General features: G+C 72.3%; 15 protein-coding genes. 9 read left to right on the top strand and 6 right to left on the bottom strand.

Annotated elements, in window-relative coordinates:
- Positions 1-79 precede the first annotated feature (79 nt).
- A complete protein-coding gene (locus tag ACH4K4_RS09215) occupies positions 80-1,309 on the top strand; it encodes a GNAT family N-acetyltransferase (RefSeq protein ID WP_398165917.1) in 1,230 nt (409 codons plus the stop codon).
- A 21-nt stretch (positions 1,310-1,330) separates the two neighbouring features.
- Here the strand turns inward: ACH4K4_RS09215 and ACH4K4_RS09220 are convergent, their stop codons facing one another.
- Both ACH4K4_RS09220 and ACH4K4_RS09225 read right to left on the bottom strand, forming a co-directional pair.
- Positions 1,331-2,140, bottom strand: a complete 810-nt coding sequence (locus ACH4K4_RS09220) for an Fpg/Nei family DNA glycosylase (protein WP_398165918.1) — start codon at positions 2,138-2,140, stop codon at positions 1,331-1,333.
- A 77-nt stretch (positions 2,141-2,217) separates the two neighbouring features.
- Positions 2,218-2,706, bottom strand: a complete 489-nt coding sequence (locus tag ACH4K4_RS09225) for a ribose-5-phosphate isomerase (RefSeq protein WP_398165920.1) — start codon at positions 2,704-2,706, stop codon at positions 2,218-2,220.
- Positions 2,707-2,910: 204 nt separating this feature from the next.
- Between ACH4K4_RS09225 and ACH4K4_RS09230 the strand changes: the two genes are divergently transcribed.
- Positions 2,911-4,407: an amino acid permease gene (locus ACH4K4_RS09230; protein ID WP_398165922.1), complete on the top strand. Its 1,497-nt coding sequence runs from the start codon at positions 2,911-2,913 to the stop codon at positions 4,405-4,407.
- Here ACH4K4_RS09230 and ACH4K4_RS09235 read toward each other — a convergent pair.
- A complete protein-coding gene (locus ACH4K4_RS09235; RefSeq protein WP_398165923.1) occupies positions 4,368-5,915 on the bottom strand; it encodes a protein kinase in 1,548 nt (515 codons plus the stop codon). The genes ACH4K4_RS09230 and ACH4K4_RS09235 overlap by 40 nt on opposite strands.
- Positions 5,916-6,081: 166 nt before the next feature.
- Here ACH4K4_RS09235 and ACH4K4_RS09240 point away from each other — a divergent pair, with 166 nt between their 5' ends.
- Positions 6,082-6,837 (top strand): hypothetical protein, encoded by a 756-nt coding sequence (locus tag ACH4K4_RS09240; RefSeq protein ID WP_398165924.1) that lies wholly within the window; start codon positions 6,082-6,084, stop codon positions 6,835-6,837.
- Between the two features lie 103 nt (positions 6,838-6,940).
- Here ACH4K4_RS09240 and ACH4K4_RS09245 read toward each other — a convergent pair whose 3' ends face one another.
- On the bottom strand, positions 6,941-7,540 hold the full coding sequence (locus ACH4K4_RS09245; RefSeq protein ID WP_398165925.1) for a biotin transporter BioY: 600 nt from the start codon (positions 7,538-7,540) through the stop codon (positions 6,941-6,943).
- A gap of 311 nt (positions 7,541-7,851) precedes the next feature.
- On the opposite strand from ACH4K4_RS09245, the gene ACH4K4_RS09250 reads away from it, so the two are divergent.
- From ACH4K4_RS09250 to ACH4K4_RS09260, 3 genes are all read left to right on the top strand, one after another.
- On the top strand, positions 7,852-9,264 hold the full coding sequence (locus tag ACH4K4_RS09250) for an amino acid permease (RefSeq protein WP_398165927.1): 1,413 nt from the start codon (positions 7,852-7,854) through the stop codon (positions 9,262-9,264).
- Positions 9,265-9,504: 240 nt separating this feature from the next.
- Positions 9,505-10,983, top strand: coding sequence for an amino acid permease (locus ACH4K4_RS09255; RefSeq protein WP_398165928.1), 1,479 nt, complete (start codon positions 9,505-9,507; stop codon positions 10,981-10,983).
- A 218-nt stretch (positions 10,984-11,201) separates the two neighbouring features.
- Positions 11,202-11,843, top strand: a complete 642-nt coding sequence (locus tag ACH4K4_RS09260; protein WP_398165930.1) for a superoxide dismutase — start codon at positions 11,202-11,204, stop codon at positions 11,841-11,843.
- Between the two features lie 149 nt (positions 11,844-11,992).
- Here the strand turns inward: ACH4K4_RS09260 and ACH4K4_RS09265 are convergent, their stop codons facing one another.
- Entirely contained in the window at positions 11,993-12,649 is a 657-nt protein-coding gene (locus tag ACH4K4_RS09265) for a DsbA family protein (RefSeq protein WP_398165931.1), read from the bottom strand.
- Between the two features lie 102 nt (positions 12,650-12,751).
- On the opposite strand from ACH4K4_RS09265, the gene pepN reads away from it, so the two are divergent.
- Positions 12,752-15,334 carry an aminopeptidase N gene (pepN, locus tag ACH4K4_RS09270; protein ID WP_398165933.1) on the top strand — a complete coding sequence of 861 codons (2,583 nt, stop codon included), beginning with the start codon at positions 12,752-12,754 and terminating at the stop codon, positions 15,332-15,334.
- Positions 15,335-15,512: 178 nt separating this feature from the next.
- The gene (locus tag ACH4K4_RS09275; RefSeq protein WP_398165935.1) at positions 15,513-16,559 is read left to right on the top strand and encodes a hypothetical protein; all 1,047 of its coding nucleotides are present in this window, start codon (positions 15,513-15,515) and stop codon (positions 16,557-16,559) included.
- A 35-nt stretch (positions 16,560-16,594) separates the two neighbouring features.
- Here the strand turns inward: ACH4K4_RS09275 and ACH4K4_RS09280 are convergent, their stop codons facing one another.
- Positions 16,595-18,346, bottom strand: coding sequence for a TIGR03767 family metallophosphoesterase (locus ACH4K4_RS09280; protein WP_398165936.1), 1,752 nt, complete (start codon positions 18,344-18,346; stop codon positions 16,595-16,597).
- A 378-nt stretch (positions 18,347-18,724) separates the two neighbouring features.
- Here ACH4K4_RS09280 and ACH4K4_RS09285 point away from each other — a divergent pair, with 378 nt between their 5' ends.
- On the top strand, positions 18,725-22,054 hold the full coding sequence (locus ACH4K4_RS09285) for a S8 family serine peptidase (RefSeq protein WP_398165938.1): 3,330 nt from the start codon (positions 18,725-18,727) through the stop codon (positions 22,052-22,054).
- Positions 22,055-22,110 lie beyond the last annotated feature (56 nt).

A 22,110-nucleotide genomic window follows, 5' to 3' on the forward strand; every position in this document is an offset into this window, starting at 1 on the left:
CGCCGCCTGGCGCAATCGCCAGGAATCGGCGTTCGAAAAGCGGTCGCGCTGGCGGAAGGCCGCCTGCTACCCATGGCACATGACGACAGAGTTACGGCAGCTGTGTCCGGACGACTGGGCCGACTGGTACGGGAGGCTGGAGCGCGCGTTCGGCGGCCCTCCCGAAGCGGCCGACGAACGTGAGCTGTGGCGGCGGCTCGGCGAGCCGGAACGCTGCATGGACGTGCGGGACGGCGGCGAGACCGTCGGCACGGCGGGCGCGTACTCCTTCCGGCTGGTGGTGCCCGGCGGGGCCGTGCTGCCGGCGGCCGGCGTGACGCTGGTCAGCGTGCAGCCGACGCACCGGCGGCGCGGAATCCTGCGCGACATGATGCGCCACCAGCTCGCCGACGTGCGGGCCCGGCGCGAGCCGCTGGCCGTGCTGACCGCCTCCGAACCGGCGATCTACGGACGGTTCGGGTACGGCACCGCGTCCGAGGCGGTGAGCCTGTCGCTCGACACGCTGCGGCTGTCCGTCGCCGTGCCGGCGGGCGCCGAGGACGTACGGCTGCGGCTGGTCGGCCCGGAGGAGGGGCTGGCGGACTGCGAGAAGGTGTACGAGCGGCTGGTCACCGGCCGTCCCGGGATGCTCGTTCGGCAGCCGGGCTGGGAGCGGCTGCCGCTGCTCGACCCGGAGGCCGACCGGGACGGGGCGGGGCCGCTGCTGTGCGTGCTGGCCGAGGTGGCCGGCCGGGTGCGCGGCTACGCGCGCTACGCCGTCAAGGCGGCCTGGGACGGCGGCGGCCCGGACGGGACCGTGGTCGTGCGGGACGTCGAGGCGCTGGACCCGGTCGTCTACGCGGCGCTGTGGCGCTACCTGTTCGGCATCGACCTGACGTCGAAGCTGACGGCGCGCAACCGGCCCGCCGACGACCCCCTGCTGCATCTGGTCGACGACATGCGGCGCTGCCGGATCGCGGTGCGCGAGTCGCTGTTCGTGCGGCTGGTGGAGGTCGGCGAGGCGCTCGCCGCGCGGACGTACGCGACGCCGCTGGACGTGGTCCTCGACGTGGCGGACCCGTTCTGCCCGTGGAGCGAGGGCCGGTGGCGGCTCACCGGCGACGAGAAGGGCGCCTCCTGCGAGCTGACCACGGACGCGGCCGACCTGGCGCTGTCCGTCAGGGAGTTGGGCGCGGCCTACCTGGGCGGCTTCACGCTGGCGGCGCTGGCCGGGGCGGGGCGGGTGCGCGAACTGCGGCCCGGGGCGCTGCGGGAGGCGTCGGTGGCGTTCGGGACGCAGCTCAAGCCCTGGCTGCCGCACGGGTTCTGAGGGCGGGCCGGGGCGCGGGACCTACTTCGGCTGGCAGGTGGGGCACCAGAAGAGGTTGCGGTTGGCGAGGTTCGCGGTGTGGATCTCGGAGCGGCAGATGTGGCACGCCTGGCGGGCCCGGCGGTAGACGTAGACCTCGCCGCCGTGGTCGTCGACGCGCGGCGGGCGGCCCATGGCCTCGGGGAGGTGTTCGTCGCGGACCGTGTCGATGCGGTTGTGCCGGACGCCCTCGCGCATGAGGACGACCAGGTCCGCCCAGATCGCGTCCCATTCGGACCGGTGTAGATCGCGGCCTGCGCGGTACGGGTCGATGCCGTGCCGGAAAAGGACCTCGGCGCGGTAGACGTTGCCGACGCCCGCGATCACCTTCTGGTCCATCAGCAGCGCGGCGACGGACGTACGGCTGCGCGAGATCCGGTCCCACGCCCGCTCGCCGTCGTCCTCGGCGCGCAGCGGGTCGGGGCCGAGCCGGTCGTGTATCGCCTGCTTCTCGGCGTCGGTGATCAGCGCGCAGGTGGTGGGCCCGCGCAGGTCCGCGTGGGCCGTGTCGTTGGCCAGCCGCAGCCGTACGGTATCGGTGGGCGGCGGCGCCGGGGCGTCACCGAAGGCCAGCTTGCCGAAGAGCCCGAGGTGGATGTGGATCCAGCCGGCGGGCCCGAAGCCGAGGAAGAGGTGCTTGCCGTGCGCCTCGGCGGTGGCCATGACCTGGCCGTCGAGCAGCGCCGCGCCGTCGGAGAACTTGCCCTGGGGGCTGCTCACCCGGACGGGCGCGCCCTCGAAGAGCGCACGGTGGTCCAGCGCGAGGCGGTGGATCGTGTGCCCCTCGGGCATGGGTCGGTGCCTCCTCGGCGAGGTGGGACGGCGTCCGCCCGCGCCGGCGGGGGCGCGGGCGGTACGGGTGGGTGGGCTCAGCCCTGCTGCGGGTGGTGGGCCGGGATGTCCGGCAGCTCGCCGGTGGTCTCGTAGCGGGAGAGCATCTCGATGCGGCGGGTGTGCCGCTCCTCGTCGGAGTACGGCGTGGCCAGGAACGCCTCGACGAACTTCGTCGCCTCGTCCCGGGTGTGCATCCGGCCGCCGACCGAGATCACGTTGGCGTTGTTGTGCTCCCGGCCCAGCTTGGCGGTCTCCTCGCTCCAGGCCAGCACCGCCCGTACGCCCTTGACCTTGTTGGCGGCGATCTGCTCGCCGTTGCCCGAGCCGCCGATGACGATGCCCAGGCTGTCCGGGTCGGCCGCGGTCCGCTCGGCGGCGCGCAGGCAGAACGGCGGGTAGTCGTCCACGGCGTCGTAGATGTGCGGGCCGCAGTCCACGGGCTCGTGGCCGTGGGCCTTGAGCCAGTCGACGAGGTGGTTCTTCAGTTCGAAACCGGCATGGTCGGAGCCGAGATACACGCGCATGTCCCGAGTGTTGCACGTGAGTGTGGCCTGCCGGGCCCGGGGTAGGTGTCGCCGGGCCCTCCTGCCGCCATACGTGCGGTGTACACGCGGTGACGTGCGGAAATGAGATCCACGCAACGATCCGGATTCAGATCTTCCAAAACGGCCGTTAACGCAGTTCTAATGCGGGGACTCGACACCGAGAACCACAGAAGGACGGTGCACATGGGCGCGCATCCGCCGACCATGAACGCGGGCAAGGCGGCCGGCGACCCCGGCAGCCCCGGCGGAGGCCAGTCTCCCGGCGGTCTTCAGGCAGGTCTCAAGAACCGCCATCTGTCGATGATCGCCATCGGCGGCGTGATCGGCGCGGGCCTGTTCGTGGGCTCCGGCGCGGGCATCGCGGCCGCCGGGCCCGGCATCCTGATCTCGTACGCGCTGACCGGCCTGCTGGTCGTCCTGGTGATGCGGATGCTGGGCGAGATGGCCGCCGCCTCCCCCACCTCCGGCTCGTTCTCCGCGTACGCGGACCGGGCGCTGGGCCGCTGGGCGGGCTTCACCATCGGCTGGCTGTACTGGTTCTTCTGGTCGGTCGTGCTGGCCGTCGAGGCGACCGCCGCCGCCGGGATCCTCACCGGCTGGGTCCCCGCCGTCCCGCAGTGGGCGTGGGCGCTGCTGGTGATGATGGTGCTGACCGGCACCAACCTGATCTCCGTCGGCTCGTTCGGCGAGTTCGAGTTCTGGTTCGCCGGGATCAAGGTCGTGGCGATCGTGGTCTTCATCGTGGTCGGCGCGCTGGCGATCTTCGGGCTGCCGCCCGGCGACCACGCGGTGGGCCTGGCGAACCTGACCGGCCACGGCGGGTTCCTGCCGAACGGGCCCGGCGCGATCCTCTCCGGCATGCTGCTGGTGGTCTTCTCCTTCATGGGCAGCGAGATCGTCACCCTGGCGGCGAGCGAGTCGCCCAACCCGGTGCAGGCCGTCCGCAAGGCCGTCAACAGCGTCATCTGGCGGATCGCGCTCTTCTACCTCGGCTCGATCGCGGTGATCGTGACGCTGCTGCCGTGGGACGACCCGGCGCTCGACAAGAGCCCGTACGTGGCCGTGCTCAAGTCGCTGGACATCCCGGCGGCCGGCACCGTCATGGACGTCGTGGTGCTCACCGCCGTGCTGTCCTGCCTGAACTCCGGCCTCTACACGGCCTCCCGGATGGCGTTCTCGCTCGGTGAGCGCGGCGACGCGCCGAAGTCCTTCGCCCGGGTGAACAAGGGCGGCGTCCCGGCGACCGCCATCTGGGCGTCGGTGGCCTTCGGCTTCGTCGCGACGATCTTCAGCTACACCTCGAAGGACACCGTCTTCGAGTTCCTGCTGAACTCCTCCGGCGCGGTGGCGCTCTTCGTCTGGCTGGTCATCTGCTTCTCCCAGCTGCGGATGCGCAAGGTCATCGAGCGGGACATGCCGGAGCGGCTGACCGTGCGGATGTGGCTGTACCCGTACCTGACGTACGCGACGATCGCGCTGATCCTCTTCGTCGTCGGCTACATGTTCTACAACCCCGACGGGCGCAAGCAGATGGTGCTGTCGGTGGTCGCGGCCGCGGTCGTGCTGGTCGTCGGGCTGGTGCTGGACCGGCGGCGGCGTGCCGCGGGCGGCGCCGGTGCCGTGGACGGCGGCCCCGAAGGTCAGGCGGACGTGCGGAAGGACTCCTTGACCCGCTCGTAAGCACGCAGGGCGGCGGCCTCGGCGGAATCCAGGTACCAGAGGTTGAGCTGACAGGTCCGGCCCCCGGTACGGAAGCCGAGCTGCCGCCCGTGCGCCGGTTTGCCGTCGCGGGTGTAGGCGAACTCCCAGACGACGGCGGGGTACCCCTGGAAGGTGGTGCGCCCCAACCGGATCCTGCGGTAGCCCGGCACGTCGTGCTGCTGCGCCTCGTACTGCTGCCAGACGGTCAGCAGGTCGCCGCCGGAGGACGGGTCCTGCCGGGCCGAGATCAGGGTGGAGCCGTCCTTCGTGCTGTACGTGACGTGGCTGGTGGATTCCTCGGTGCGGTTCCAGCCCGCGGGCGGCACCCAGCTGAAGCCGTTCTCGGCACGGCGGGGGCCGGACGTCGCCGCCGGGCCGCCGCCGGCGGTGCCCGTACCGGTGCTCGCGCTGGTGGCCGGGCTGCTGCCGGCTCCCGCCCCGGTCGCACCGCCGGGGCCCGCGCCCTGCGTCGCGACGAGGATCACCACGACCGCGACGGCCGACGCGAGGACGCCACCGGCGGCGAGCAGGGCGTGGCGTGTGCGGCGGGGACGGGCGGGCGGGGCCGCGGGAGCGGACGGGGGTGCCGGGTCGGGGCCGGGGGCCGTACGGGCCTCGGGGGCTGCGACGGGAACCGCCCGTTCCGGTGCCGCGGCCGGTGCCGGGTCGGCCACCGTGGGCGTACGGACGTCCACGACCTCCGCCGAGTTCACCGGTGCCGTCGGGTTCGCCGCCGCGGCCCGGCGGACCAGCGGATCGAGGCTCGCCTCGACCTCGTCGAGCGTGGGACGCGCCTCGGGCGCCTTGTCCAGCAGGGCGGTCAGCACCTCCCGCAGCGGGCCGGCGACGGGCGGAATGGCGGGCTCCTCGTGCAGCACCGCGTGCAGGGTGGCGAGCGTCGTGGCGCGGGCGAACGGCGACTGCCCGGCCACCGCGGCGCACAGGGTGGCGCCCAGCGACCACAGGTCCGAGGGCGGCCCCTGCTCCCGGCCCGCCACCCGCTCGGGCGCCATGTAGTCGGGGGAGCCGATGAGCAGCCCGGCCATGGTCAGCGCGGCGGCGTCCTGCATCGCCGCGATGCCGAAGTCGGTCAGCACGACCTCGCCCCGGTCCCCGAGCAGGACGTTGCCCGGCTTGATGTCCCGGTGCAGTACGCCCACCGCGTGCACCTCGCGCAGGGCGCGGGCCAGGCCGGTGCCGACCCGGGCCGCGGCGGCCGGGTCCAGCGGGCCGTCCTGGGCGAGGATCCGCTCCAGGGACCGGGCCTCGACCAGCTGCATCACGATCCACAGCCGGTCCCCCTCCTCGGCCACGTCGTGGATGCGCACCACGTTCGGGTGGTCGATTCGGGCGGTGGCGCGCGCCTCGCGCAGACTGCGCTCGCGCTGCACCACGGTCTCTTCGCCGGCACGTTCGTCGATACGTATTTCCTTGACGGCGACCGGCCGGTCGAGAATTTCGTCGCGGGCGCGCCAAACCCGTCCCATTCCGCCGCGTCCGATCAATTCCAGCAGGCGGTAGCGGCCGGCCGCCAAACACCCGGGCCCCACCTCGCTCGCATTCCCCACCATGCCCAGCCCCCACAGCACCCGCGGAATCTTGTGGTACCCATCAAATACCTCGGCAGAGGACGGGGAAAAGGGGGGTTCGAGAATGTACACAACTCGGCAGGGAAAGCGTGCGCTCGTGGTGGCCGCCCTGGCGGCCGCGCTGGCGCTGCCGGCCGGTTCGGCGGCTCTCGCGGCCGAACCAGTACCCGGCAGCAGCGAGGGCGGCAAAGCCGGCCCGAGCGCGCCGGCCGGTTACCGGGTCGGCACCGAGCTGCCGGAGCGTATTTCCGTCAGCAACAGCACCGGGGAGACCAAGCTGACCGCCAAGGTCACCAACAAGGGGGCCACCGGCACCGGCGCCGTCCGGCTGACGGTCGCCGGTTTCCAGGGGCTGACGGTCAAGAACGTGGCGGGGTGCACGAAGGTGCCCGAGTCCCGGCTGCCGGAGGGCGCGAACAGCGCGTACTCCTGCGCCATCGGTTCCTTGGCGAGCGGAAAGAGCAAGTCTTTCGACGTCACCGCGCATTTCGACCTGAAAAAGCAGGGGCAGATCTGCCTGCCGGTGACACTGGGAAACACGGAAACACTGTTGTGGCAGCAGGGGCCGGTCAATTTCGGGACCACCAAGCCGGTGCCCGACGCGCCTGACACCCCGCTGATGCTGAACACCGTGAACGTGCCGGCCGGCGCGTCGTCCGCCTCGCCCGGCCCGTCGGAGTCCGGGTCCACGGCTCCCGCGGAGCGGCTGCCCGAGACGGGCAGCCCGTCGGTGCTGCCGCTGGCGGTCGCCGCCGCGGCGCTGCTGGTCCTCGGCGGGGCCGGGGTGTGGTTCACCACCCGCAGGGCGACCCACAGGTAAGCACGGGCCGTACGCCTGCGGAACGCGGCCGGGCCCCGCACCGCCACGCGAGGTGGTGGTACGGGGCCCGGTCCGGTTCCGTACGGAGGGACGGCGCGCGGCGTCAGCCGCGGCGGCCGAGCAGCTTCCAGGCCGTGGGCAGCGCGCCCATCGCCAGGGCGGCCTTGAGGGCGTCGCCGATCAGGAAGGGGACCACGCCGGCCGCGACCGCCTGGCCGAAGGACATGCCGGTGCTCAGGGCCAGGACGGGCACGCCGATCGCGTAGATCAGGGCGGTGCCGGCCGCCATCGTGCCGGCCGTGCGCAGCGCGCCGCGGTCGCCGCCGCGGCGGGCCAGCGCGCCCACCACGGTCGCGGCGAGCAGCATGCCGAGGACGTAGCCGAAGGTGGCGCCGCCCGCGCCGGAGGCGCCGTTCGCGAACCACGGCAGGCCCGCCATGCCGAGCAGCGCGTACAGGGCCAGCGACAGGAAGCCGCGGCCCGCGCCGAGCGAGGCGCCCACGAGGAGCGCGGCGAACGTCTGGCCGGTGACCGGGACCGGGGAGCCGGGGACCGGGACGGCGATCTGCGCGGCGATGCCGGTGAGCGCGGCGCCGCCGGCGACCAGCGCGGCGTCGCGGACACGGGCGCGGGTGGCGCCCGCCGCGGGCAGCAGATCGGCGAGGACCGTACCCGGCCTGGTGGTTGCGTCGGCAGTGCTCATCGGAACTCCGCGGGTGTGAGGTGAGGCGGGGACAGACTAGGGACGCGATGACGTTAGTCCAGCGCCCCCGGGCCGATCATCGTGTGGCGGCGACAAAGGCGCAATGGTGTCCTTGGAAGGTTCCGAACAACGTCCGGACCTTCAAGGTGTCCGGGCCCGTCAGCGGTCTTCGCAGGTCACGTGATGCTCATCACGGCGGGCTCCCCGGACGGGCGTGCATTTTGTGGTAGCGAGCGGCGGGCGGGGAAACTGGGGGGACAACGCGGGACCCTGTGGGGATCCCCCAAAGACCTTTGCGAGAGTACGAGCCCATGCACGACGCACCCACCGCCACCGGAACGCCACCGCCGGCCGACGGCGCCGGCGGGCGAGAACCGCTGTCCACCGGGCTCAAGCAGCGCCACCTGACCATGCTGGGCCTGGGCGGGGTGATCGGCGCGGGCCTGTTCGTGGGCTCCGGCGCGGGCATCGCGGTGGCCGGTCCCGGCATCGTGCTGTCGTATCTGATCGCGGGCGCGCTGGCCATGCTGATCATGCGGATGCTGGGCGAGATGTCCTCGGCGATGCCCGCTTCCGGCGCCTTCTCGGTGCACGCGGAGCGCGCGCTCGGCCGCTGGGCGGGCTTCAGCGTGGGCTGGCTGTACTGGTTCCTGCTGGTGGTGGTGCTGGCGGTGGAGGCCACCGGCGCGGCGCAGATCGCCAACGGCTGGGTGCCCGCCGTCCCCCAGTGGGGCTGGGTGCTGATCTTCATGCTGGTCTTCACGGCGGCCAACCTGGCCGCGGTGAAGAGCTTCGGCGAGTTCGAGTTCTGGTTCGCGACGCTGAAGGTCGCCGCGATCGTGCTGTTCCTGGTGCTCAGCCTGCTCGCAATCTTCGGCGTACTGCCGGACACCGACCCGGTCGGGCTGGCGAACCTGACGGGCCAGGGCGGCTTCCTGCCCAACGGCTGGCAGGGCGTGGTCTCCGGTGTCCTCGCCGTCGCCTTCGCCTTCGGCGGCCTGGAGGTCGTCACCATCGCCGCGGCCGAGTCCGACGACCCGGCGCGCAACGTGGCGCGCGCGGTACGCAGCGCGGTGTGGCGCATCCTCTTCTTCTACGTGGGCTCGATGCTGGTCATCGTGACCCTGTTGCCCTGGTCCTCGATGCAGCCGGGCAAGAGCCCTTACGTCGCGGTGCTGGACAGCATCGGTGTGCCGGGCGCGGGCCAGATCATGAACGTGGTGGTCTTCGTGGCGCTGCTGTCCGCGCTCAACGCGAATCTCTACGGTTCGTCGCGGATGGTCTTCTCGCTGGCCGAGCGGGGCGAGGCGCCGCGCTCGCTGCTGAAGGTGACGGGCGGCGGGGTGCCGCGCCGGGCCGTGCTGTCCTCGGTGGCCTTCGGCTTCGTGTCGGTGCTGCTCAACCTGCTGTGGCCGGACACGGTCTTCCTCTACATGCTGAACGCGGTCGGCGCGGTGCTGCTGTTCGTCTGGGGCCTGATCGCGGTCTCGCAGCTGCGGCTGCGGCGGCAGATCGAGCGCACCGCGCCGGAGAAGCTGACCCTGCGGATGTGGGGGTTCCCCTATCTGACCTGGGTCGCGCTGGCGGCCATGGCGGCGGTGCTGGTGCTGATGCTGACCGACGACGGGGCCCGGCCGCAGTTGCTGTGGTCGGCCGCGGCGACCGGCGCGGTGCTGGTGGTCGCGGGCGTACGGGAGCTGCGGACGCGGCGCTCCGGCGGCTGACGGGCGCCCGTCGCGCCTCCACGGGGCAGCGCGGCAGGCCGGAATCGGCCGCCCCGCTTCCGCCCCGGAAACACCCTGGGTCACGACGCACAACGGCGTGAATACGACTGGTCACGATCACGTCTGAATACCGAACAACTGCTGCACGACTGTTGCCCTCAGCGGACACCGACACTCAAACTGAGCGCGTTTTCCGACGATCGTCTCGCTCCGCTCTCACTTAACGGGACAGGTACGACCATGAATCGGACACCTTCGTCCACCACGCCCGAGCGCGAGCGCACCGGCCAGGCTTCGGGCCCGGACGGCACCGGCGCCGCGGCGGGCCCCGAGTCCGGCGCCCCGTTGTCCAACGGGCTCAAACAGCGGCATCTGTCGATGATCGCCCTCGGCGGCGTGATCGGCGCCGGGCTGTTCGTCGGCTCCAAGGAAGGCATCGCGGCGGCCGGCCCCTCGATCGTGCTCGCCTACGCCGTCTCGGGCTGCCTGGTGATGCTCGTGATGCGGATGCTCGGCGAGATGGCGGCGGCCCGCCCCGCCTCCGGCTCGTTCTCCGTGCACGCCGGGCGCTCGATCGGCCCGTGGGCGGGCTTCACCACCGGCTGGATGTTCACCGCGCAGCTCTGTGTGGCGGTGGCCGCCGAGGCGATCGGCGCCGCCGGGATCATGACCGGCTGGTTCCCGGACACGCAGCCCTGGATGTGGGTGCTGCTGTTCATGGTGGTCTTCTGCGGCGCGAACCTGGCCGCGGTCAGCAACTTCGGCGAGTTCGAGTTCTGGTTCGCCGCCCTGAAGATCACCGCGATCGGCATCTTCCTCGTCCTGGGCCTGCTCGCCATCTTCGGCGTGCTGCCCGGCACCGCCGCCCCCGGCGCCGCCCACCTGACCGGCGACGGCGGCTTCCTGCCCAACGGCTCGGACGGCCTGGTGATCGGCCTGCTGGCGTCCGTGTTCGCCTACGGCGGCCTGGAGACCGTGACGATCGCCGCGGCCGAGTCCAAGGACCCGGTGCGCGGCGTGGCCCGCGCCGTGCGGACGGCGATGTGGCGCATCGCGCTGTTCTACGTCGGCTCGATGGCGGTCATCGTGACCGTCATCCCGTGGGACAACGCGGACATCGCGAAGAACGGCCCGTACGTCGCGGTGCTGGACTACCTGCACATTCCCGCGGCCGGCCAGATCATGAACGTCGTCATCCTGATCGCCCTGCTGTCCGCGATGAACGCCAACATCTACGGCTCCTCCCGGATGGCGCACTCCCTCTCCGCCCGCGGCCAGGGCCCGCGCTTCCTGCGCACGGTCAGCGGCGGCGTGCCGCGCCGCGCGGTGGTCCTGTGCTCCGCCTTCGGCTTCCTCGCGGTGCTGTTCAGCTACTGGTGGCCGGAGACCGTCTTCCAGTGGCTGCTCAACATGGTCGGCGCGGCGATCCTGGTGGTGTGGGGCTTCATCGCCGTCGCGCAGCTGCGGATGCGCCGCCGGCTGGAGCGCGAGGAGCCGGGGAAGCTGGTCGTGCGGATGTGGCTCTTCCCCTTCCTGACGTGGGTGGCGCTGGCCGGTGTGGTCGCGGTGCTGCTGCTGATGCTGCGGGACGAGAACCAGCGCGTCCAGCTGTACTTCACCGGCGGATTCGCGGTGGTACTCGTCGCCGTCGGCCTCGTCAAGCAGCGAATGGCGCGTCAAAAGGCGGCGGAGCACGGCACGATGACACCATCGCAGTAAGGCTTACCTAACTGAATTCGCCGTAGTGCGGTAAGCCTTACCTCACTAAAGCGGCCGCTCTTTTCGGAGGCGGTGCCGGACCTCGGACCGAGGTCGGGCACCGCCTCCTTCTTTTGGCCCAGACCCCGCCCCACGGCGGTTTCGTGATCAGTCATGCTGGTAGCGTGCAGTTGCAAGTCGATTGCAATTAAAGGTCGTAAGCAGCTGGAGGGCTCGACATGGCCACCTACAATCTTCCGGAACTTCCGTACGACTACGCGGCGCTCGAACCCGTCATCAGCCCCGAGATCATCGAGCTGCACCACGACAAGCACCACGCCGCCTACGTCAAGGGCGCCAACGACACCCTGGAGCAGCTCGCCGAGGCGCGCGACAAGGACCAGTGGGGCTCGATCAACGGCCTGGAGAAGAACCTCGCGTTCCACCTCTCCGGCCACATCCTGCACAGCATCTACTGGCACAACATGACCGGTGACGGCGGCGGCGAGCCGCTGGACAAGGACGGCGTGGGCGAGCTGGCGGACGCCATCGCCGAGAACTTCGGCTCCTTCGCCAAGTTCAAGGCCCAGCTGACCAAGGCCGCGGCCACCACCCAGGGCTCCGGCTGGGGCGTGCTCGCCTACGAGCCGATCACCGGCCGCCTCATCGTCGAGCAGATCTACGACCACCAGGGCAACGTCGGCCAGGGCTCCGTCCCGATCCTGGTCTTCGACGCCTGGGAGCACGCCTTCTACCTCCAGTACAAGAACCAGAAGGTGGACTTCATCGAGGCGATGTGGCGCGTCGTCAACTGGCAGGACGTCGCCAAGCGCTACGCGGCCGCCAAGGAGCGCGCCAACGTCCTGCTGATCGCTCCCTGATCTCCGGGACACCCGATGGGCGTCCTGCCTCGTGATCGTCTTCTCAACCTTCACCCGGCAGGCGGATAACGGAACGGCCCCCGCGAGGACAGGACTCACGGGGGCCGTTCTGTATGCGCCGGCGCTTCCGCGCCCGGCGGCGCGCCGGCTCAGCCGAAGACCGGCCCTTGCGTCCGCGTCCGCTTGATCTCGAAGAAGCCCGGGATGGACGCGACCATCAGCGTGCCGTCCCACAGCTTCGCGGCCTCCTCGCCCTTGGGCGCGGGAGTGACGACCGGCCCGAAGAAGGCGATCTGCGCGCCGTCGGAGCCGGGGACGGCGATGACCGGGGTGCCGACCTCCTGGCCCACCAGGTCGATGCCCGCCTGGTGCGAGGCGCGCAGCTCCTTGTCGTACGCGTCGGTGTCCGCGGCGTCGGCCAGCTCCGCCGGCAGCCCGGCCTCCTCCAGGGCGGCCGTGATCGTCTCCTTCGTGCGCGGCAGGCCCTGGTTGTGGAAGCGGGTGCCGAGCGCGGTGTAGAGGCGGGCGAGCGCCTCGGGGCCGTGCTGCTGCTCGGCGGCGGTGCACACCCGCACCGGGCCCCACACCACGCCGCCGGGGCGGTTCTTCTCGCGGTACTCCTCCGGCAGCTCGTCGAGCTTGTCCTCGTTCAGCACGCCGAGGCTCATCACGTGCCAGCGCACCTCGACCGGGCGCACCTTCTCCACCTCCAGCATCCAGCGGGAGGTCAGCCAGGCCCACGGACACGACGGGTCGAACCAGAAGTCGGCCGGGGTCTTCGCGGTGCCTGCGGCGTTCTCGGACATCGTCTCTCCTTCTGGAGCGGTTCGGTGGACGCTTCAACCGACCGGCGGCGTGCCATGATTCCCAGTGTTCGATACACGAGACGAGGACGAGGGAGTCGCGTCGTGCCCGGTGAGAATCTGTCCCGAGACGAGGCCCGGGAGCGGGCCGGCCTGCTGAGCGTCGACGGGTACGAGGTGGCGCTGGACCTGCGCTCCGCGACCGGGGAGGGCGAGGCGGCGCGGACCTTCGGCTCGCGCACCACCGTGCGCTTCCGGTGCGCCAGGCCCGGCGCCGCCTCCTTCGCCGACCTCGTGGCACCGTCCGTCACCGCCGTCACCCTCAATGGCCGCGAGCTGGACCCGTCCGAGGTCTTCGACGGCACCCGGGTCGCGCTGGCGGACCTGGCGGCGGAGAACACCCTCGTCGTCGACGCGCGGTGCGCGTACAGCCGGACGGGCGAGGGCCTGCACCGCTTCGTCGACCCCGAGGACGGCGAGGTCTACCTCTACACGCAGTACGAGCCGGCCGACGCGCGCCGGGTCTTCGCCAACTTCGAACAACCCGACCTGAAGGCTCCGTTCCGCTTCGAGGTGACCGCACCCGCGGACTGGGTGGTGCTCAGCAACGGCGCCCAGGTGGGCGAGCCCGTGGACGGCACGTACCGGTTCGCCGAGACGCGGCCGATCCCGACGTACATCACGGCCGTCGTCGCCGGCCCGTACCACTACGTCTCGGACACCTACCGGCGCACCCTCGACGACGGCACGGAGCTGGAGATCCCGCTCGGCGCGCTGTGCCGCAAGGGGCTGTCGCGGCACTTCGACCCCGCCGACATCTTCACCGTCACCAAGCAGGGCCTGGACTTCTTCCACGACCACTTCGACTACCCGTACCCCTTCGGGAAGTACGACCAGGCGTTCGTGCCGGAGTACAACATCGGCGCGATGGAGAACCCGGGCTGCGTCACCTTCCGCGAGGAGTTCGTCTTCCGCGGCAAGGTGACCGACGCGTCCTACGAGCGCCGGGCCAACGTCATCCTCCACGAGATGGCGCACATGTGGTTCGGCGACCTGGTCACCATGCAGTGGTGGGACGACCTGTGGCTCAAGGAGTCGTTCGCCGACTTCATGGGCGCGCTGTCGCTGGTGGAGGCGACCCGCTTCACCAACGGCTGGATCACCTTCGCCAACAGCCGCAAGGCCTGGGCGTACCGCGCCGACCAGCTCCCCTCCACCCACCCGGTCACGGCCGACATCCGTGACCTGGAGGACGCCAAGCTCAACTTCGACGGCATCACGTACGCCAAGGGCGCGGCCGTCCTCAAGCAGCTGGTGGCGTACGTCGGGCGGGACGCGTTCCTGGAGGGCGCGCGGCGCTACTTCAAGCGGCACGCCTACGGCAACACGCGCCTGAACGACCTGCTGTCCGTCCTGGAGGAGACCTCGGGACGCGACCTGGCCGCCTGGTCGCGCGCCTGGCTGGAGACGGCGGGCGCCAACGCGCTCACACCGCAGGCGACATACGACGCCGAGGGCCGGATCACCGAGCTGAGCGTCCTCCAGGAGGCGACCCCCACGCACCCCGAACTGCGCCCGCACCGGGTGGCCGTGGGGCTGTACCGGCGGGAGAACGCGGACGGCGCGCTGGTGCGCTACGCCCGCGCCGAACTGGACGTCACCGGGCCGCGCACGGTGGTCACCGAGCTGACCGGCGCCGACCGCCCGGAGCTGGTCCTGGTCAACGACGACGACCTGACGTACTGCAAGGTCCGCTTCGACGAGCGGTCGCTGGCGACGCTGCGCGGCCACCTCGGCGAGCTGACCGACCCGCTCGCGCGGGCGCTGTGCTGGTCGGCGCTGTGGGGCCTGACCCGCGACGGGCTGATGCCCGCCCGCGACTACCTCGGCCTCGTACTGCGCTTCGCGGGCCGCGAGTCGGACATCGGCGTGCTCCAGTCGCTGCACGCGCAGGCGCGCTACGCGCTCACCCACTACACGGCGGCGGACCACCGCGACCAGGCCGCGCGGGAGCTGGCGCAGGGCGCGCTGCACGAACTGCGGCTGGCCGGGCCCGGCAGCGGGCACCAGCTGTCCTGGGCGCGGTTCTTCTCCTCGGTGGCCACCACGGCGGCCGACTTCCAGCTGCTCCAGGGCCTGCTGGACGGCACCGCGAAGATCGACGGCCTGGAGGTGGACCAGGAGCTGCGGTGGACGTTCCTGGAGCCGCTGGCCGCGCACGGCGCCGCCGACCGGGCCGCCGCCGACGCCGAACTGCGGCGCGACAACACCGCCTCCGGCCGCCGCCACCACGTACGCTGCCTGGCCGCCCGGCCCTCGGCCGAGGTCAACGCGCGCGCGTGGGCGGACGTGGTGGAGTCCGACGAGCTGTCCAACGCCCTGGTCGAGGCGACGATCTCCGGCCTCGTCCAGCCGTCGCAGCGGGAGCTGCTGGCCCCGTACGCGCCGAAGTACTTCGACGCCATCGAGCGCGTCTGGCGCGAGCGGTCGATCGAGATCGGGATGGCCGTGGTCCGGGGGCTGTTCCCCATCCTCCAGGGCGACCAGGAGACGCTGGACGCGGCGGACGCCTGGCTGACCGGGCACGCCGGGGCCCCGCCCGCGCTGCGGCGGCTGGTGTCGGAGTCGCGTGACGACCTGGCGCGGGCCCTGCGCGCACAGACCTGCGACGCGCAGGCCGCGCGGTAGCCGGGCCGTCCGTGCGGGCACCCGGCCAGGCGTACGGGTGCCCGCTCAGCCCGGCCCCGGCCCGAACCGGTCGTTTTCGGCAGTCGAACTCCCGTACTTTAGTGCGGCGTTGTCCGGATTTGTCGACGGGCGTGTAACAGGCGTTAGGAGGCGGCGCGGCAGCGGGAATGGCCCGGGCATGAACCACACTTCCCCAACCTCCGGCGGGGAGTCCCCCACCCCGCTCTCCCCCCGTACCCTCCACAGCCGCAACGGCGCCGGGCCGCGCGTGCTGACCAGCCGGCAACTGCGCGAGCACGGCATCGGCGCGGCGGAGGCCGCCGAGCGGTGCCGCCCCGGCGGCCCGTGGCAGCAGGTGCTGCCGGGCGTGCACCTGCTCCACCCCGGCCCGCCCACCAGCGAGGAGCGGCTGCACGCCGTCCTGCTGTACGCGGCGAGCCGGGTCCCCGACGTGCCCGCGCAGGGCGGCGGCGCGCCCGCGGAGGAGGCGATGATCACCGGGCTGGCGGCGCTGGCCCTGCACCGCTTCTCGGCCGCTCCCCCGCTGCTCTCGCTGGACCGCATCCAGGTGCTGGTGGCGCGCACCCGGCGGCTGCGCACGACCGGCTTCGCGCAGGTCGTCCGTACGCCGGTCATGCCGGTGCCGCAGCGGGTCACCGGTGTGCCGGTGGCCCCCGTCCCCCGGGCCCTGGCGGACGCCGTCGGCGGGCTCACGGACGCCTGCACGGTCCGCCGGCTGCTGACCGAGGCGGTGCGCGGCGGCCACTGCGAGGCGACGGCGGTGGTGCGGGAGCTGAGCCAGGCGCGGCTGCTGAACCAGCCGCACGTGGTGGACGCGGTGGACGCGCTGCTGGCCGAGGGCCGTGCGATGGCCGAGGGCCGGCTGTACGAACTGGTGCGGGAGTACGGCCTGCCCGACCCGCTGTGGAACGTGGACCTGCGGCTGCCCGGCGGTCCGCACCTGGGCGGGGTGGACGCGTACTGGCCCGAGCAGGCGGTGGCCGTGGAGATCGACGCGCGGGCGCCGCGCCCGGAGGAGGACGAACTCTGGTCGCAGCACGCCCGCAAGCGCGAGCACTTGGAACAGCTGGGCCTCACCGTCGTCCACGTCACCCCGCGCAAGCTGCGTGACGCGCCCGAGCAGCAGGCCGCGGTGCTCCGCACGGCTCTGATGGCGGCTGAGGACCAGGACCCGGGGGCGTACGTGGTGGTGCTGCCGCGCTAGGGGAGTGGCCCCGCAGGAACACCTGCGCACACGGCTCAGTGCCGCTTCAGCAGCAGCTCGGTGTTGCGGTCGCCCGGATTCCCGGCGAGATCGCCGCGCGCCCCGGGGGCGTTGCAGGACAGCTCGCGGTAGAGCGCGGCCAGGCCCCGCTGCGAAAGGTCGCCGGCGTCCGCGCGGTGCGGCGCGCGGGACTCCACGAGCGTGGTGAACAGGGACAGCGTGCCGTCGCGGTTGTCCGTCACCTCGACGACCCGGGCCAGCTGGGGGAAGTCGATGTGCGAGGCGGTGGTGACCTCCCAGAAGGTGCCGTGCGGGGTGATGGCGTTCCGGTGGCTGTGGCCGTTGATCCAGGCCAGCACGTTGCGGTGCCGGGCGAGCAGGGCCACCAGTTCCGCGCCGCCGTGCCGCCGCTCGGCCGGCCGGGAGGGGTCCGGGCGGGTGTTGTCCATGGAGTCGCCGGTGTGGTGGCTGAAGACGAGGACGTTCTCGTGGCGGTGCGTCCGCAGGGCCCGGTCGAGCCAGCGCAGCTGCCCCGAGCCGATCGAGCCGGTGTGGTGGCCGCCGGGGTCGGTGGTGTCGAGACTGACGCCCACCACGTCCTCCGCGATACGGAACGTGTAGTACAGCCGGTCGGCGGCGAGGTCGGCAGCGGTGTAGCCGTGGCCGTGCGGTCCGGGACCGGTGTACGCGGGGTCCAGGTGGGCGCGCAGGTACTCGGCGCGGGTGAAGGGGACGCGGCGCTCGTCCGGGGTGACGGAGCGCGCCCGTCTCCCGTGCGCCGCCAGCAGCCGCCCGAACTCCCGCCGCTCGGCGCCGGATCCGCCGCGCACCGCCCGGTAGGCCCGGATCGCCTCGTCGGGCGGCAGCACTTCCAGCTTGCGCGCGCCGGTGGCGACCTCGGCGAGAAACGGGTCGTCGGGGGCGCAGCAGCCGCCCGGCAGCGAGTCGTGGTTGCCGACGGTCGAGTACCAGGGCAGGTGCAGGCCGGGGCTGGTGACCGTACGGGTCGCCGCCTCCAGGAAGCCCGGCACGCCGGGGAACCCGCGCAGCTTGTCCGCGTCGCGCAACGCGCTGTCCGGCTGCCAGTAGAGCGGGTGGCCGCTGTTCTGCACGCCTTCGTAGTGCCGGGGGTCGCCGGAGTTGGGGGTGATCCGCCCGCCGCTCATCGCGGTCAGGAACCAGTCCAGTTCGATGCGGGAGTTGTTGTCCGTGTTGTCGCCGGTGGTCATCGCGAAGGACAGCGGCGCGCCGGTGGCGGGCCCGCCGGGCAGGCTGTTGATCCGCTCGACGAGCGAGACGGCCCCGGCGACCGACAGCGCCTCCTGCGGCCGCCAGGCGCCCGCGGCCCGTACCCGCAGGTACTCGTGCCGCAGCGGGTTCTGCACATCGACCACGTGCAGGTCGGTGAGCTGCACGAAGGACGCCAGGACGGTGCGCCGGCCGGCCCGCCCCGGCCGCGCGTCGGCGAGTTCGCACCGTACGACGCGGTCCCAGCCGGGACCCTCGGCGAGCCTGCGGTACCCGGCCGTGCCGAGTGGGGTGGACACCGAGGCGAGGGTGGTGCCCTCGGTATAGGGCACCGGGGGCACGGGCAGCGGAGCGATGGGTTCCGGTGCGACGAGGGGCGGGGCGGGACTGTCCGGCGCGGCGGTCGGTGCGGCGTCGGTCCCGTAGGCCAGCGCGAGGGCGGTGGTCGCGCCGACGGCACCGGCGGTGGCGAGGAAGGCGCGGCGGTGCACGTCGGGGGCGGTGGGGGCGGTGGGGGCGGCGGACCGTGTACGGGGCATGGGCGAGCTCCCTGGTACGGACGGGCAGCGGCGGGGGCAGCGCGGAACCCCCGCAACTGCTCCCCTCACCAGGGAGCGTTGGCAGCCGTAATGGACCTCGGGTGAACCGTGCGGCAACGCCGTCCGCCGATCGCCGGACAGGGATCACAGCGGCCGGCGATGGTTACCGGGCCCTCGGGCCAGGGGCGGGCCGAGGTCACCGGAGGTTCATTTCACGGGGTAGGCGGGCGGCCCGGAGCGGCCGGGCGCCGGACACACAGCCCGCGCCAATGTTCACAACCTTGTGATCACAGGCCTCCCCAAACACCGTCCCCTTACGTCATATTGAACGGTCATACAGGTCCGATTTCCGGACCCTTCACCTTGAAGAGGTGTGCCATGACCCCCGACACCCCCCGTCCGGCCGCCGGCCGGGCCAGACGCACGGCCCGGCTCGCGGCCGTCGCGGCCGTAGCGGTCGCGACCGCGGCCGGGCCCGTACTGGCTGCCGGACCCGCCCTCGCGGCGGACGGCGACGACGCCCGAATATCCGCCGGCGCCGCGTCCGTGCCGAAGCCCTCGCGGGACAAGCTCGGTTCGCAGGACGCCGAGCTGCTCGCCAAGGCCAAGGCGGGCGGCGCCCGGTTCGTCTCGATGATGCTGGCCACCGCGCCCGGCGCCACCGAGCAGGCGGCCGCCGGGCTGGACTCCCTGAAGGGCGCCTCCGTCGGGCGTACGGACGACAAGCTCGGCTACGTACGGGCCACCGTGCCCACCGCCCAGGCCGACGCCGCCGTCGCCCGGATGCAGAAACTGTCGTCCGTGCACGCCATCGACCTCCGGCAGGAGATCAAGCTCCCGGACCCGCGGCCCGGCGCCGGCAGCAGTGCCAAGGGCAAGCCGCAGGCCGGAAGTTACCCGGCGCCCGGCAAGGACACCCCGGCGAAGAACCCCTACCAGCCGGCCTTCGAGACCGGCGCGGTGGACTTCGTCCGTGACCACCCCAAGGCCGACGGCCGCGGCGTGACCATCGGCATCCTCGACTCCGGCGTGGACCTGGCGCACCCCGCGCTCCAGAAGACCACCACCGGCGAGCGCAAGATCGTCGACTGGGTGACCGCGACCGACCCGGTCGGCGACGGCGACCAGACCTGGCGCCCGATGACCACCGCCGTCTCCGGCCCCTCCTTCACTTACAACGGCCGGACCTACAAGGCGCCCGAAGGCTCGTACCGCATCAGCACCTTCGCCGAGGCCGCCACCACCGGCGGCGACATGAAGGGCGACCTGAACCGCGACGGGGACACCACCGACCGCTGGGGCGTGCTGTACGACCCGGCCGCCGGCACGGTCCGGGTGGACCTGAACGACAACGGCGACTTCACCGACGACGCCCCCATGAAGCCGTACAAGGACGGCTTCGACGTCGCCTACTTCGGCACCGACAAGCCGGACACCCCGATCGCCGAGCGCATCCCCTTCACGGTGGAGATCCGCAAGGACGTCCCGATGGACCCGCTCGGCGGGGACTGGGCGGGCAAGAAGGCCGACTTCGTCAACATCGGCGTCGTCGAGTCGGAGCACGGCACGCACGTCGCGGGCATCACCGCGGCGAACGGCCTGTTCGGCGGGAAGATGAACGGCGCGGCGCCCGGCGCCAAGCTGGTCTCCTCGCGCGCCTGCACCTGGAGCGGCGGCTGCACCAACATCGCGCTCACCGAGGGCATGATCGACCTCGTCACCAAGCGCGGTGTCGACATCGTCAACATGTCGATCGGCGGCCTGCCCGCGCTGAACGACGGCAACAACGCGCGCGCCGAGCTGTACACCCGGCTGATCGACACCTACGGCGTCCAGCTGGTCATCTCGGCGGGCAACAGCGGCCCCGGCGCCAACACCATCGGCGACCCCGGCCTGGCCGACAAGGTCGTCAGCGTCGGCGCGTCCGTCTCGAAGGAGACCTGGGCGGCCAACTACGGCTCGGCCGTGACGCGCAAGTACGCCATGCTCCCGTTCTCCTCCCGCGGCCCGCGCGAGGACGGCGGCTTCACCCCGGTCATCACCGCGCCCGGCGCCTCCGTCAACACCATCCCCACCTGGGAGCCCGGCGGCCCCACCGCCGAGGCGGGCTACCAGCTGCCGCCCGGCTACGCCATGCTCCAGGGCACCTCGATGGCCGCACCGCAGGCCACCGGCGCCTCGGCCCTGCTGCTGTCCGCCGCGAAGCAGCAGCGCGTCGCGCTGCCCCCGGCGAAGCTGCGCACCGCGCTGACCTCGACCGCCAAGCAGATCAAGGGCTTCCAGTCGTACGAGCAGGGTGCCGGCCTGATGGACATCCGCGCCGCCTGGTCCGCGATCCGTGACGGCGCCGCCGCCCATGAGTACACCGTCCGCGCCCCCGTGAAGACGGCCCTGTCCGACTACCTGAAGACGCCGGGCTACGGCACCGGCCTCTACGACCGCGAGGGCGGCCTCAAGGTCCGGCAGTCACGCACGTACGAGGTGACCCTCACCCGCACCACCGGACCCGACCGTCCCGTCCGCCACGAGCTGGACCTGATCAACAACGACGGCACCTTCGACCTGCCGGACGAGGACGGCGCGGTCTGGCTGCCGCTGAACCAGCCGGTGACCGTCGAGATCACCGCCAGGCCCCGCACCGCCGGCATCCACAGCGTCACCCTGGACCTGGACGACCCGCGCACCGAGGGCGTGGACCGCAAGATCCTCGCCACTGTCGTGGCCGCCGAACCGCTGGCCGCGCCCACCCACGCGCTCGCCGCGTCCGGCACCGTCCAGCGCAACGCCACCACCTCCCACTTCATCACCGTCCCCAAGGGCGCCAAGGCCCTTGAGGTCTCGATGAGCGGGCTCGCCGCCGGCAGTCAGACGCGCTGGATCGCCCTCACCCCGCAGGGCGTCCCGGCCGACCCGACCGGCACCCCCAACTGCTACCCGAACTACCCCAACCCCGCCAACACCTGCGACCCGACGCGGCGCACCTACAAGAACCCCGCGCCCGGCGTCTGGGAGCTCGAAGTCGAGTCGCGGCGCACCTCGCCGCTGCTGGACAACCCCTACACGGTCACCGCGTCCGCGCTGGGCGTCACCTTCGACCCGGCCGTCCGCGTCCTGCCGGAGGCCAAGGCCGGCACCCCGGGCCCGGTGACGTGGAAGGTCGCCAACGCCTTCGCCGCCGTCGAGGGCACCCTCAAGGGCAGCGAGCTGGGCTCGTCCCGCACCGAACGCCCGACGGTCAAGGAGGGCACGTCGCAGCGGTACGAGGTCGTCGTGGGCGACGGCGTGTCCCGCCTGGACGCCGCGATCGGCGCGCCCGCCGACACCAAGGCCGACCTCGACCTGAGCGTCCTGCTCGGCGGCAAGGTCGTCGCGTCGTCGGCGACCGGCAGCTCGGACGAGGCGGTCAGCATCGCCAAGCCCGCGCCCGGCACGTACACCGTCGTCGTGGACGGCTTCGCGGTCCCCGCCGGCAGCACCGCCTACGACTACCGTGATGTGTATTACTCCCCCGCGCTCGGCAGCCTCAAGACGGACGAATCGAAACAGGTGAAGCTGGGTAGCGGCACATCGACGCAGGTCACGGCCGAGGTATCGGTCGCGGGACCAGCTCCCGAAGGACGCGCCTTCTTCGGGGAGGCCCGGCTGCTGACCGCTTCCGGAACGGTCGCGGGCAGTGGCAGCGTGCGCATCGAAAAGGTCGTGTCGTGACGGCCTGAGATAGTGGACAGTAACGGGGCGGGTGCCCCAGCCGGCACCCGTTCCGC

The organism is Streptomyces sp. NPDC017529 (assembly GCF_044329785.1).
In the GTDB taxonomy this organism is placed as follows: domain Bacteria; phylum Actinomycetota; class Actinomycetes; order Streptomycetales; family Streptomycetaceae; genus Streptomyces.

What these genes read in the sequence shown, in the direction of transcription:
- ACH4K4_RS09215 (WP_398165917.1), top strand. Translation starts at nt 80, where the DNA reads ATGACGACAGAGTTACGGCAGCTGTGTCCGGACGACTGGGCCGACTGG.
- ACH4K4_RS09275 (WP_398165935.1), top strand. Translation starts at nt 15,513, where the DNA reads ATGAACCACACTTCCCCAACCTCCGGCGGGGAGTCCCCCACCCCGCTC.
- ACH4K4_RS09235 (WP_398165923.1), bottom strand. Translation starts at nt 5,915, where the DNA reads ATGGGACGGGTTTGGCGCGCCCGCGACGAAATTCTCGACCGGCCGGTC.
- ACH4K4_RS09265 (WP_398165931.1), bottom strand. Translation starts at nt 12,649, where the DNA reads ATGTCCGAGAACGCCGCAGGCACCGCGAAGACCCCGGCCGACTTCTGG.
- ACH4K4_RS09280 (WP_398165936.1), bottom strand. Translation starts at nt 18,346, where the DNA reads ATGCCCCGTACACGGTCCGCCGCCCCCACCGCCCCCACCGCCCCCGAC.
- ACH4K4_RS09225 (WP_398165920.1), bottom strand. Translation starts at nt 2,706, where the DNA reads ATGCGCGTGTATCTCGGCTCCGACCATGCCGGTTTCGAACTGAAGAAC.
- ACH4K4_RS09240 (WP_398165924.1), top strand. Translation starts at nt 6,082, where the DNA reads ATGTACACAACTCGGCAGGGAAAGCGTGCGCTCGTGGTGGCCGCCCTG.
- ACH4K4_RS09220 (WP_398165918.1), bottom strand. Translation starts at nt 2,140, where the DNA reads ATGCCCGAGGGGCACACGATCCACCGCCTCGCGCTGGACCACCGTGCG.
- ACH4K4_RS09250 (WP_398165927.1), top strand. Translation starts at nt 7,852, where the DNA reads ATGCACGACGCACCCACCGCCACCGGAACGCCACCGCCGGCCGACGGC.
- ACH4K4_RS09230 (WP_398165922.1), top strand. Translation starts at nt 2,911, where the DNA reads ATGGGCGCGCATCCGCCGACCATGAACGCGGGCAAGGCGGCCGGCGAC.
- ACH4K4_RS09245 (WP_398165925.1), bottom strand. Translation starts at nt 7,540, where the DNA reads ATGAGCACTGCCGACGCAACCACCAGGCCGGGTACGGTCCTCGCCGAT.
- ACH4K4_RS09255 (WP_398165928.1), top strand. Translation starts at nt 9,505, where the DNA reads ATGAATCGGACACCTTCGTCCACCACGCCCGAGCGCGAGCGCACCGGC.
- ACH4K4_RS09285 (WP_398165938.1), top strand. Translation starts at nt 18,725, where the DNA reads ATGACCCCCGACACCCCCCGTCCGGCCGCCGGCCGGGCCAGACGCACG.
- ACH4K4_RS09260 (WP_398165930.1), top strand. Translation starts at nt 11,202, where the DNA reads ATGGCCACCTACAATCTTCCGGAACTTCCGTACGACTACGCGGCGCTC.